Genomic DNA, 12,942 nt, shown 5'->3' with positions numbered 1-12,942 from the left:
TTGTTTTTTTATAGTCTTGTCTTTGTTTTCTTCTTTTGCTTCAGTAAGTTAACAGGCGAAAACTGCCTATGTTGCTCTTGTATTGTTTTATCTAATACATGGGCATACCGGGAAGTAGTTTCAAGCGCTGAATGATCCAATATTTTCTGCAAGACACGGATATTCCCATTTTGCTCTAAAAACAACTTTGAAGCCGTATGTCTGAATAAATGAGGATTAACCCTCTTATCTAATCCAGAACGCTCCACAATCTCTCTAAAATGCTTTCTAAACGTATCTGCTGTAAGCCTATCTCCAAATACATTCAAGAACAGGTATTCACTGTTAAAATCGCTTGTTTCCAATATCAATTCTTGTATTAATTTTATTGTCGATTTAGATAAAGGAACTATGTGAACCCTACCATTTTTTGTTTGTTGAAAAGTTACGGCTTGCCTTTCAAAATCAATGTCTGATTTTTTCACATGTAAGACTGAATTAATCCTAGCAAACGAGTCAAGCATAAAGTGACAAATCACGTACTCACGAAACTCTGAATAAATCGTCTTATCCATAGATCGAAACAATTTATTTATTTCGTTTATTGTCAAAGTTTCGATTATCTTTTCTTTTTCTCTCATGGGTCTGATTTTAGAAAAGATATTCTCGCTTACAACCCCTTCATTTTTTAATACCTCAAATGCTGCTTTACCAATTTGTAAGTATGTATTAGCACTGCTGATTGAAACACCTTTTATTTTTGTTTTTCGATGCTTTTGATTTTTAAACTGGATTTTTTCGTTAAGTTGCCATTGGATAAAGTTACGACCATCATCAACAGACAATAAATTAACTTCTCTAACTTCACCAAAAAATCTGTCTAAATCATTGAATAATTTCTCATAATTTATGATGGAGTTTTTAGTCAATCCTTCTAACTGTTTAATTTTTAGTACAGTTTCTCTCGCATCATCTATGGTGTAGGTTTTATTTTTGATATTCCTTTTTGTTTTTCGATAAACTGGATTTTTATTTTCTGCCAATAAAAAAACAACCCCTTTCCACATAGCATAGAAAAAGGTTGTTTAAAAAGTTGGTTATGGTTTGTTCAGTACCATTTTTACCATATTTTCAATTGTCGAAAGGCTCAAAAAGCCTATTATACCAAGGTTTTCCCAGCCAACCGTACCGTATCACGAGCAATCATAACTTCCTCGTTTGTTGGAATAACAATTACTTTAACAGGTGAGTGTGGATAGTTAATAAATGCTTCCTTACCACGTACATTGTTTAAAGTAGGGCTCCAATACACACCCATAAATTCTAATCCCTCTAACACACGTGCACGAATCGTTGTACTGTTCTCGCCAACGCCCGCAGTAAAAATAATCGCATCGATTCCTTTCATTCGCGCTGCATAGGAACCAATATATTTGTGAATACGAGCAGCGAATACTTCCAATGCTAGTTCCGCACGGTGATCACCATTATTAGCTTTGTCTTCGATATCTCTCAAGTCGCTTGAGAAACCTGACAGTGCCAACATTCCGCTTTCTTTATTTAAAACATTCATCACTTCATGAGCAGTCTTACCTGTTTTTTCCATGATGTAAGGAATTAATGCTGGATCAATATTACCGGATCGTGTTCCCATTGTAACTCCCGCTAATGGTGTGAATCCCATTGATGTATCAATCGATTTTCCTTCTTCAATAGCTGCAATACTTGCACCATTACCAAGATGACAAGAAAGCAGGCGCAGTTGATTTAACGGAATTCCTAATAAATCAGATGCTCTCTCAGATACATACTTGTGTGACGTTCCATGGAATCCATACTTTCTGATACCATACTTTTTATAATATTCATAAGGCAAACTATATAAGTAAGATTGCTCCGGCATCGTTTGATGAAATGCCGTATCAAATACTGCAACCGCCGGTACTTCTGGTAATATTTCTTTAAAAGCACGTATGCCGGTTAAATTTGCTGGATTGTGCAATGGAGCTAAATCCGACACTTCTTCTATTTCTTGGATCACTTGCTCCGTAATTCTTACTGAATCACTAAAGCGTTCACCACCATGTACGACACGATGACCAATACCATCAATTTCATTTAATGATTGAATGATACCTGTTGATGTTAATTTTTCAAGTAACATTTCGACCGCTTTTGCATGATTAGGGATATCAGTTACGGTTGTATCTTTTTCATCGTTCACTTCTATTGTAAATACAGCGTCATTTAAACCAATACGTTCCACTAAGCCTTTCGTAATAACTCTTTCAACTGGCATTTCAATTAATTGAAATTTTAAAGACGAGCTACCAGCGTTAATCGCAAGAATGTTGCTCACTATAAATTCAGCCCTTTCATAATTTAAGGTTCGAGATTAGGACATCTCCATTGTAACCATCGGCATGATCAGTTTGCAATACGAAGAGGCAATGATAACGTTTCCTACGCAATGTTTATATTTTCACAAGGTTCAGACTAATCCTTCTTGCTTAAACCACGCATGCATTTGTCCTAAAATTTGATCCATTGCAGCTGGATTTTTAAAAGAAGGTAATTGCGCCATCAATGCTTGCTTCGGTGCTTTTGTGCCTTCCCCCTTCTTCTGTAACACGAGAATGCTCTTGGCATTGTTCTCTGATTTAAACAAGCTAGCTGGTAGCTGCAAGAGTCCGACAATATGTGTATGCTTTTGCAAATACACATGTAATTTGTCCGATTGGTCACTGTCAAACAGAAAATTAGGTACGACAAATAAAAGATATCCACCATCTTTCATATAATTCACACTTTGTTCAATGAAAAGATGATGCGCATACGAATGCCCTTGATCGGCCTTTAATTCATATTTGTTCGCTTGCAAATCGTCCGGGTAATAACCAACTGGCAAATCAGACACGATAAGATCCACTGGTTCTAACAGAAATGGTCTTAAGCTGTCTTGATGAAAAAATTCAATTTCTTGCTGTTGTAAGTTTGCACTAATGTAAGAAAGTTTTATAAGTGATGGATCCACTTCACTACCAAATGCTTTTTCAATATTATCTAATTGATTACCAACCGCAGTAATTAGATTTCCCGTTCCACATGCCGGATCAAACAAGTGTAGTTTCTCTTTCGCTCTCGTAAATTTATTAGCAAGATACCCAATAAACATCGCGACAGTATCTGGCGTCATCAAATGTTGCTGTTGTGTAGCACCTTTCATGCCTTTCAAAGCAGCTAGTTGGATCGCTTTTCTAATCTCTTCCTTTTTAAATTGTTCAATATCTATATTTTTAACGCTTTTTTGTAGCTCATGCTTTGTTAAATCATTCATTTCTTCTGTTTCTTCCCCAGAAAATAAATATTCAAGAGCTAAGGTTAAACTATCTACATAAGGAATATCCATATGTTGCTCAACATTTTCTGTTGTTTCGTCGATCCATCTGAATAATTGCTCTACTTTAGTTTGTTCCAAGTTCTGTTCCTCCATTCTTCCACAAACACGAATCTATATGTATAGCCATAGAAAACCCGGCTTTATTGCGGCCGGGTCATCGTATACTATGCTGTTACTCTACTACTTTTTTGACCGCTTCTAATGCTGCATCGTAATTGGGATGGTTCGTTCCTTCGTTTACATATTCTGTGTAAGTTACTTTGCCATCTGCATTTATAATAAATACAGAGCGAGCTAACAAACGCAATTCTTTCATTAGTACGCCGAAATTCGTTCCAAAGCTTGCATCACGATGGTCTGAAAAAATGTCAACATGTTCAATTCCATTAGCTGCACGCCATCTTTTCTGTGCAAATGGTAAATCCATGCTGATTGTTAGTACTTTAACATTAGTGAGCTTTTCCGCTTCGTCATTAAATCGTTTTGTCTGTTCAGCACACACACCAGTATCAACTGATGGTACAACACTAATGATCAGTACTTGTCCTTTAAAGTCCTCCAACGTTACTTCATTTAATGCATTGTCTAGGACAGTAAAGTTTGGTACTTGTGACCCTTCTTTTACTTCATCACCAACTAGTGTCATTGGGGTTCCTTTAAACGTTACGTCTGCCATATTATTCCTCCTCATTTACATTGTAAAAACTGCCTTATTGTTATTATGAAGGCAGTTTTACAAGTTGTCTAATATTTACTATTTGAGTCAATTCGATTATTTCTATATACTGCTATCCTATCACCAATTTAGTTCGAAGATGTACCTGACTAACTATTGATTTAACAGCTAAATGACATCTAAATGATTGGTTCCTCATCTTCTGAATCTTTTTCCTTCTGTTTAGGTTTTGGTTCTTCTTCTTTTTTACTTTTGTCTACTTTTTCTTTTTTGCTACCATTACCTTTTAAGATTTCTTGAATTTTCTCTATAGCTTGTGGTGCTAAATCAAGCATTTTTTCATAGAGATGTGTATGCTGATCGAGATGTACCATTTGTACACCTTTCTGATTGACGATTAAAAATGCAATGGGTGTAATCGATACACCGCCGCCACTACCTCCACCAAATGGAAGTACTTGTGATTGGCTATCATCACTGCTACTTGACTGACCACTAGCAAAATCACTACCACCTGCTGCAAAGCCGAATCCTACCTTTGACACAGTAATAATTACACTACCATCCGGTGATTCAATCGGATCACCGATAATCGTATTGACGTCAACCATATCTTTCAAATTTTCCATAGCGGCTGTCATTAATCCTTCAATTGGATGTTCACTCATTTACCGATTACCTCCTTTTATGTATGCGCTGTTGACTGCTGTTGTTTATTTACTTCAACGTGTTTCATTAACTGAATGATTGCGTAAATAGCTTGCCCGACTTTAATCGATACCATACATGATAACTTTGTACGAACAAGCTTTTGCTGAAATAACGGATGAACCATTATGCGCGGTGTGCATTTCAGCTGCATATGAGTGGATATAAAACTAATTACGATCCCCTTTACACTCCACACACCACCACAATATATACCTGTACTACTTGCATCTCCTGTGCCGACCTTTGACTCCCAATTTAATTGGTGCACACACACTTTTGACATATTCTTAAAAACTACAGCTTTAATTCGAAGTAGCTTATTAAAGGTATGTTTCCATTGCTTCCATTTTTGAAGGAAACTTTTTGCTGGTTCCTCAGATGTAATGTCCATATTTTCTATCATGTCATCTAACGAAGTATCATCCTTGTCCAATCCAAGAAGTGGCATTTCTTTATTAATTATATTAATTCCGATAATACGGACATTAACCGATAATAGCTCTTTGTCTTGTTCAAGCTTGTATTCGAAATTTGCATAAATACGGAGGAATAAACAAAGAATGAGCAAGAGAATAATGCCAATACATAAATAAATCCAAACCATTTCGACACCTCCATATCCACATTATTTTCTAAAAACCGAGATACTAAACATGAGTCAATTTGATAATTACCTTGCATAGCCATTCACATACACATGATTTAAAATCAGGTTTATGAAATTGACTAAGCTAGTTAAATTGCTATAATTCTAAGTAGAATGATGATAATATGTACATGTTTACAGATGATGTTAGGAGGAGCTTTGAATGGACAACCGTCGAAATTTATACTTTTACTATCCAAGGGAAGAAGAGCTTGAAAAGCAGATGCAACCTTTATTTGCTTTAGCGAAAGAGAATGGTTTTACGATTGTAGATGACGATAAACAAGCAAATATTATCATTAGTGTTGGTGGCGATGGAGCATTTTTGCAGGCTGTTCGTAAAACAGGATTCCGTCAAGATTGCCTTTACACGGGGATAGCTCGCTCAAATGAAGCGGGATTATATTGCGATTTTAGTCTTGATCACTTTGATGAAATGGTAAATTCGATGATGAATGAAGAGATAGAAGTTCGTCGTTTTCCAATTATTGATGTGCTAATCAATGGGGAAACACGGTTCCAATGTTTAAATGAAGCTAGTATTCGATCACCATTAATAAAAACCATAGTCATAGATGTATTTATCGATGATAATCATTTTGAAACATTCCGTGGTGATGGCTTAATTGTTGCTACACCTACAGGAAGCACTGGCTATAACAAATCTACTCATGGAGCGGTAGTCGATCCAAAGCTTCCTTGTTTTCAGGTGACTGAGCTTGCGTCTTTGAACAATAATCGTTACCGTACATTAGGTTCATCGTTCATCCTTGATAAGGAACGGACATTGAGACTGGAAGTTATACAGGATGGTAATGATTATCCAATTGTCGGTCTCGATAACGAAGCATATTCGGTTCGAAACATTAAGGATTTGACATTCACATTAAGTGAAAACAGAATCAAATTAGTTAAACTAAAAAACAATTCCTTCTGGGACCGCGTCCAACGTACATTTTTATAGAAAACAAGGAAGGTTGCATTCGAATAAAGAGCACATTACTGATAGTATCCAGTAATGTGCTCTTTTTTGTTTAGAAAAATAGTATTCACTCTTTTGCGTATTTGTCGTAAACAATTTGTTCATCAACAACGGTCATGACGATTTTTGTATCTACAATTTTTTCCGGTTTAATTTTAAACAAATCTTGATTAAAGACAGTGAAATCAGCTGTAAATCCCGGCGCTATTATCCCTCTATGATTCTCTTCACCGATAATATAGGCGCTTCCTTTCGTATATAAAGAGATTGCCTCATAAACGGACAAGCATTCTTGTTTATTGTAACTCTTCCCATCCATTGAAGACTTACGTAGGACTGCTGCTTCGATACCGAGTAATGGGTTGATTTGTTCGATCGGGGCATCAGAACCTGCAGCACATGCGATACCTCGTGATAAAAATGTTTTCCACGGATAAGACAAGACTGCTCGTTCTAATCCAATTCTATCAATAATCCACGGAAAATCAGATGCGACAAATGTTGGTTGTATATCCAAAACAACATCCAAAGATTGAAGCAAATCCAACAGTTCTGGATTAACGATTTGGGCATGAATAATTCGGTCGCGACGGCCATTATAAAGCGGGTAATTTTGGATAATGTTAGCTATTGTCCAAACAGCTTGATCACCAATCGCATGAACAGCAACTGGCATGCCATTCTCTCTTGCTTGTTTAACTAAATCGATTAATCCCTGTTCTGTATGAATGGGAATACCAGAATTAGTCGGATCATCTTCATATGGCTTCGTGAGCCAAGCAGTCCGTCCTCCAAGTGCCCCATCGGCGAAAATTTTCATCGCACCTAATTCAATAAATTCCGTACCGTCTTTATAGACAAGCCCTTCGCTTATCATGTCATTAAATACCTCATGATGAACGAGTAGATGTGCTCTGAATTTTCGTTTTTCGCCATCAATCGCTTGTTTGAAAGCATTCAGTGTTTTCTTAAAACCTCCATAGTAATACAAGTCCTCGCTATGCCCTCCAACTAAGCCATATTGATACAAGTCATCCACCGCTTGCTCGACTACACGTGTTAAATATTCCTCTGACACAGCAGGAATGCCTTCTTTTATATAGTCTTGAGCAGTATCTAAAAAGTAACCGGTTGGAACTCCATTTTCATCACGTACGACCCTACCTCCTTGGGGATCTTCTGTCTGCATTGAAATGTTAGCTATTTTCATCGCTGCGGAATTTGCAATTAATGCGTGGCGACACACCCTCGTTAGTACCATCGGATTATTTGGTGCGATTTCATCCAATTCATCCTTATGAATAACTCTTGGTGCTTCCCACTGGTTTTCATTCCAGCCCTCACCGATAATCCATTCTCCCTCTTTGATGTGCTTGATCCGCTCTTTTAAAGATTGCTTAACCTCCTGATCTGAGGTCATGGCAGATAAATCAAGATGTATCAGTTTCTCTCCATGGCCAATTATATGTAAATGACTATCCACGAAACCTGGAAACATAATCGATCCGTTCAAATCATTTTGCTCAGTGATTTCATCTTTATATTTATTGGAAAGTGTTTGATAGGACCCTACATCAATAACTTTGCCATCATTAGTATATACGGATTCTACTGTTACTCCCTCTGATTCCATTGTATAAATTGTTCCGCCATACCATAACACACCCATAACATGTTCTCCTCTACATTAGAAATTTTTGGTTTATTTTCATAAGATTATCAAATTAAGCACAAAAAGAAAAGGGTAGCGATTAGCTACCCTTTCATTTTATGCCATCTATTATTATTTTGTACCGCCCATTTGTTGTTCAGCCATTTGTACTAGACGTTTCGTGATTTCTCCTCCAACAGAACCGTTGGCACGAGAAGTTGTATCAGCACCAAGCTGTACGCCAAACTCTTGTGCAATTTCATATTTCATTTGATCTAATGCTTGTTCCACACCAGGAACTAGAAGTTGGTTTGAACTGTTATCTGCCATTGAATGTCACCTCCTCCCTGCTACATTATCTAGAATGTGCAAAAAGAAGAATTCAATACAAATTTGAAAATGGTAGTTGTTTCAAGTTTCTCCAAATTATAATAGTTCGCTGAATTCATCCGCCGTGGCTGATGACGGGTGTATTTCGATCGTCTCAATATTAGCAATCGTTGTCTCAAGATCTTCGGTTAAATCTGTAAAGCCCTCATGTTGAATTACTTTTTCCAATTTAGGTCTTGTTTTCGGTGCTGTAGGTACAAATACAGTACAACAATCTTCAAACGGACGGATTGAAATGTCATACGTTTCGATTTGTTGTGCAATCCTTATGATCTCCGCTTTATCCATTGTGATCAATGGGCGAATAATCGGAAGGTTTGTAACGGCATTGATCGCATGCATGCTTTCCATTGTTTGGCTTGCTACTTGACCTAAATTTTCACCTGTTGTTAAAGATAAGATTCCTTGTTTACTTGCTACTGCTTCACTAATACGGAGCATCATACGTCTCATCACTGTCATGGAATATCCGTGCGGGATTTCTCTATAAATTTTTTGTTGCAACGCTGTAAATGGAACAATGTGTACACGGATTTGATGTCCAAAGCTTGTTAACCTTTGCGTCAAATCAATCACCTTTTGCTTGGCTCGTTCACTCGTATAAGGTGGTGAGTGGAAGTGAATAACTTCTAACTCTACACCTCTTTTCATCGTCAAATACCCTGCCACCGGACTGTCAATTCCACCTGACATTAACAACAAAGATTTTCCAGAAGTACCAACAGGAAGACCACCTGCACCTAGTATCTTTTCCGAAGTAATATACGTAGCTTCATTACGAATTTCAACGTGGACCTCTATGTCCGGATGGTGAACATCAACAGTGATATCCTCCGTATTAATAAGTAAATGTTTTCCCAGTACTTGATTCATCGCCTGGGAATCAATCGGATAATTTTTATTAATTCGTTTTACTGTCACTTTAAATGTTTTCACATTTTTCGCTTCTGACAGCGCAAATAAAGCTGCTTGTTTAATTTTTTCTTCTTCATTTTCAACTTTTATTGCTAAGCTGAAGCTCTGAATCCCAAATATATCCTTACACTTTTCGATAATGATATCAGGATTTGTGCCATTTAATAAAATAAACATCCGGTCTCTAGATTGCTTAATTCTAGCATTCGGAACATCACGAAGCTTTTCTTTAACATTTTCATGTAGTCTTTGTATAAAAAGTTTTCTGTTTTTTCCTTTTAATGATAATTCACCATAGCGAATTAAAATGTGCTCATAATTCATCGTATCTACCCCATCACTTTACTTAATTCCTTTAACACATCGCGTAATGCTGCGCAAAAAGTTATTATTTCTTGTTCGGTATTGTCATATGAAAGACTAATTCTTAATGCTGAGTTCGTTCGTGTTTGATGCAGACCACAGGCTGCTAACACAGCACTTTCGTCTGGCTGCTTTGATGAACATGCCGATTTTGTTGATATATAAATACCTCGCTCACCTAAAGCATGGATAATCACTTCTGGCTTAAAATGAGGCACAGAAACATTTAAAATATGCGGTGCATGGTGCTCTGGTGAGTTAATAACAACAGCTTTCAACATTGATAATTGTTCACGCAAAGTTTGGTTTAATTTTTTTAAATAAAAACTGTCTGTTGATTGTTTTTCCAAAGTGATCCGCATTGCTTTAACGAGCGAAACGATACCTGCAAGATTCTCTGTTCCAGACCGTATTGCTCCCTCTTGGTCTCCACCATGTAACAATGGAAATAATGCCGTATTTTGCTTAATGTACATCAAACCTGTGCCTTTTAACCCATGTATTTTATGACCAGATATCGTACAAAGATCAATGCTACTACCTGTTAACGATAGAGGAACTTTACCAAAACCTTGCACATGATCTACATGGAAAAACAACTTTTGATGATTTTTTGCAATTTCTCCTATTTTTTCAATTGGTTGAATAGACCCTAACTCATTATTTACGTGCATGATACTAATTAAGATTGTATCATTAGTGATCGCTCGCTCTACATCAGAAACTGATACAATACCAAAATGATTAACCGGTAAGTATGTGATTGAAAAGCCTAGCTTCTCTAATGATTTGCAAGCTTGTAATACAGAAGGGTGCTCTATGGATGTTGTAATAATATGTTTGCCACGATGCTGGTGCTGAAGCGCGATACCTTTTATTGCCGTATTATTACCTTCCGTTCCACCAGAATTAAATACAATTTCATCTGCTGAAACCCGTAATAGATCTGCTGCCTGTTGTTTAGCTTTTCTTAACAAGCGTTCTGCCTCATTACCAAACCGGTGAATCGACGAAGGATTTGCATAATATTTCTCAGAAACTTGGCGAAAGCTATCAAGTACTTCTGGCAATGGTTTTGTCGTAGCACTGTTATCTAAATAAATCATTAGTTAAACTCCTTTTGGCGCCGGCACACATTTCCACATATATTTATTATGTATTTAACTATAGCCTTTTATAAAGATAAACGATTATTCTGAGGCTTACAACCATGAAAAATCCCTTGCTGCATACTGCAAGGGATTTTCTATAAGTTAACTTGGTATTTTACGATATTGATCAATTCTATCTATGGCTCCTGGTTCAACCTCTTCAAGTGCCTGAACTGCTTGCTGTAGCGCATTTTCATAATCATATTGTCTAAACATATTTTCTGCCTCGTATAACTTGGCAGATAATATCGCATATTGGCTTCTATATCTGTTCGCATATTGAATAACAAATTCAACAAGTCCTGCTTGATCGAGCAAAGCTTCTGTTTGATCGATTAACGTAAGGACTGATTTCTCAGCTTCCTGTAGTACATGATGAACCTCACCCATGTCTAACGGTTGCTTGTCGAGCTTTAATACGACTTGACTACAATTTTCCGTCGCATCATCCATCAGTTTCCAAATAAATGCTGGTATACCAGGAATATTACTTTTTTCTAGTTTTCGATTCGTTTCAAACAATGATTTTCGCAATTCTAATACTTTTTCTTTCGCATCTAACTCATCTTTTCGTAAGTCCCTTAACTTTTGCTTAAATTCTTCATGATTTGCTTGTACTTCTTCTAATTCTGTAATCGCTTGTTCAAAAGATTCTCTTGATTCTATATAAGGGTGATTTTCTTCCCCAATATTTGCTTGTAACTCTTCAACTAACTTATTTAGTTGCGCAATCCATTTGTCCATATGGAGATGTAATTCCAAATCACTATCCTCAAAGAAATATGTTTCTTGAAGTTTCTCTACTTCTTGTTTTGTGTCTTTAAACGAATTGGTAACTTCCGCTAATTTTTTGCGATAACTTGGCAAATGTTGATCTAGAAAACTTTTTGCGAGTGCTTCTTTTTCAAGCAGATGGTATATTTCAGCGATTCTTTCTTCAATCGGTAAAATAATTTCAGTTGCATCCGATAAACTGCCTTTTTCTAACTGAGTTGCACTCGATACTAACCTTTCTTGATGTGCTAACAATTCTTTTTCAAAACCAAGGTATTCAATGTGATATCCTTCTTCCTTCATATCTTTCATTCCGGAAATTAACGAATCAATCTCAGCTGGAAGTTCATTTTTACATTTCTTATACATAGCTGGAAAAACATCAATTTGTTCCTCAAGTAACTGTATTTCTTCTTGTAGAATACCAACAACAGATTGTGCCTCAAAGTAATTCCCTGCATTTACTAATTCTTCATACTGTACTACCTTTTCAGCTAACTCATCAATTTCAACATCGAAACGAATCTCGGCTTTTCCATACTGGTAGCTATTTTGAATAAGTTTATTTCTTAATCTGCTAATTAACGGTTTTACTTCTGCCATTTCTTCGCGACTATGCTGTTCCGTATCGATAAGATGGTCTAATTCTTCAAACATCTGTTCAATATCTTTTTCAATTGCCACTAATGTGTCATTGACAGACTGCAAGTGTTTTTTAGCAGACAATATTCGAAATCGATCTGCTGCCTCTTCCGCATCAAACAAAAACTCTTCAAGATCAGGTAATTCTCGAGTAACAATAAAATCCCATCGGCCTTTCCAAGACTCAAATTTTTCTTGTGTTTCACCCGATAAAACTAATGCCTTTACTCGAGCAAGTTCGGATGAGACATTCCTATTCATGATATCTAATTTCCAGCCCTCTAAACGGTCCACATCATCATATATACGTTTTCTTAAAATCAATCCAAATATAATTAATGCAATAATAAACAAAATAATCCCAATAATATACGCCATTTTAAACCTCCTAATACTCGACCGGTCTTATAAGTAATGATCAAAAAGGGAGGACAAATTCACAATGAAATTAAGAGACGATTCATCTAAAAGTTACACATTGTAACTCTAGAACACATCAATGCAAAATCCCGAAGTTATTTTTCCCGGACTTTTAGAACCATCTTTATAAGGAGATATATCCAAGTTATTTATCTTATATCATACCATGATTAAGCCCACTTTTGGACTATATTATTGCAAATTTTTTAACTTTATGACATTTTTTTCATTTTAATTGAATA

The 12,942-nt window shown here is 36.4% G+C and carries 12 protein-coding genes; 1 reads left to right on the top strand and 11 read right to left on the bottom strand.

What is annotated here, in order from left to right; all coding sequences use genetic code 11:
- Positions 1 to 8: 8 nt before the first annotated feature.
- From ACI6MV_RS04835 to ACI6MV_RS04810, 6 genes are all read right to left on the bottom strand, one after another.
- A complete protein-coding gene (locus ACI6MV_RS04835) occupies positions 9 to 1,022 on the bottom strand; it encodes a tyrosine-type recombinase/integrase (protein ID WP_407268888.1) in 1,014 nt (337 codons plus the stop codon).
- Positions 1,023 to 1,138: 116 nt separating this feature from the next.
- Positions 1,139 to 2,338, bottom strand: a complete 1,200-nt coding sequence (locus ACI6MV_RS04830; protein WP_407268886.1) for an acetate kinase — start codon at positions 2,336 to 2,338, stop codon at positions 1,139 to 1,141.
- A 132-nt stretch (positions 2,339 to 2,470) separates the two neighbouring features.
- On the bottom strand, positions 2,471 to 3,457 hold the full coding sequence (locus tag ACI6MV_RS04825) for a class I SAM-dependent methyltransferase (RefSeq protein WP_407268884.1): 987 nt from the start codon (positions 3,455 to 3,457) through the stop codon (positions 2,471 to 2,473).
- Between the two features lie 94 nt (positions 3,458 to 3,551).
- Complete coding sequence (gene tpx, locus ACI6MV_RS04820) at positions 3,552 to 4,055, bottom strand: thiol peroxidase (protein WP_407268882.1); 504 nt, start codon at positions 4,053 to 4,055, stop codon at positions 3,552 to 3,554.
- 179 nt (positions 4,056 to 4,234) lie between these two features.
- The gene (ytfJ, locus tag ACI6MV_RS04815) at positions 4,235 to 4,723 is read right to left on the bottom strand and encodes a GerW family sporulation protein (protein WP_407268880.1); all 489 of its coding nucleotides are present in this window, start codon (positions 4,721 to 4,723) and stop codon (positions 4,235 to 4,237) included.
- A gap of 17 nt (positions 4,724 to 4,740) precedes the next feature.
- Positions 4,741 to 5,370, bottom strand: coding sequence for a DUF2953 domain-containing protein (locus ACI6MV_RS04810; protein ID WP_407268878.1), 630 nt, complete (start codon positions 5,368 to 5,370; stop codon positions 4,741 to 4,743).
- A 205-nt stretch (positions 5,371 to 5,575) separates the two neighbouring features.
- On the opposite strand from ACI6MV_RS04810, the gene ACI6MV_RS04805 reads away from it, so the two are divergent.
- Positions 5,576 to 6,376: an NAD kinase gene (locus ACI6MV_RS04805; RefSeq protein WP_407268876.1), complete on the top strand. Its 801-nt coding sequence runs from the start codon at positions 5,576 to 5,578 to the stop codon at positions 6,374 to 6,376.
- A gap of 85 nt (positions 6,377 to 6,461) precedes the next feature.
- Here the strand turns inward: ACI6MV_RS04805 and ACI6MV_RS04800 are convergent, their stop codons facing one another.
- From ACI6MV_RS04800 to ezrA, 5 genes are all read right to left on the bottom strand, one after another.
- Positions 6,462 to 8,063, bottom strand: coding sequence for an amidohydrolase (locus ACI6MV_RS04800; protein ID WP_407268874.1), 1,602 nt, complete (start codon positions 8,061 to 8,063; stop codon positions 6,462 to 6,464).
- A 114-nt stretch (positions 8,064 to 8,177) separates the two neighbouring features.
- Positions 8,178 to 8,375 (bottom strand): alpha/beta-type small acid-soluble spore protein, encoded by a 198-nt coding sequence (locus ACI6MV_RS04795; protein ID WP_407268872.1) that lies wholly within the window; start codon positions 8,373 to 8,375, stop codon positions 8,178 to 8,180.
- Between the two features lie 96 nt (positions 8,376 to 8,471).
- Positions 8,472 to 9,674, bottom strand: a complete 1,203-nt coding sequence (thiI, locus tag ACI6MV_RS04790) for a tRNA uracil 4-sulfurtransferase ThiI (protein ID WP_407268869.1) — start codon at positions 9,672 to 9,674, stop codon at positions 8,472 to 8,474.
- Positions 9,675 to 9,679: 5 nt separating this feature from the next.
- The gene (locus ACI6MV_RS04785; protein WP_407268868.1) at positions 9,680 to 10,819 is read right to left on the bottom strand and encodes a cysteine desulfurase family protein; all 1,140 of its coding nucleotides are present in this window, start codon (positions 10,817 to 10,819) and stop codon (positions 9,680 to 9,682) included.
- Positions 10,820 to 10,966: 147 nt separating this feature from the next.
- The gene (ezrA, locus tag ACI6MV_RS04780) at positions 10,967 to 12,658 is read right to left on the bottom strand and encodes a septation ring formation regulator EzrA (RefSeq protein WP_407268867.1); all 1,692 of its coding nucleotides are present in this window, start codon (positions 12,656 to 12,658) and stop codon (positions 10,967 to 10,969) included.
- Positions 12,659 to 12,942: the final 284 nt, after the last annotated feature.

Source organism: Radiobacillus sp. PE A8.2, assembly GCF_045635475.1.
Lineage (GTDB): Bacteria > Bacillota > Bacilli > Bacillales > Amphibacillaceae > JBJGXI01.
The sequence above is the reverse complement of the archived record's forward strand: the minus strand, read 5'-3'. Positions and strand labels throughout refer to the sequence as shown.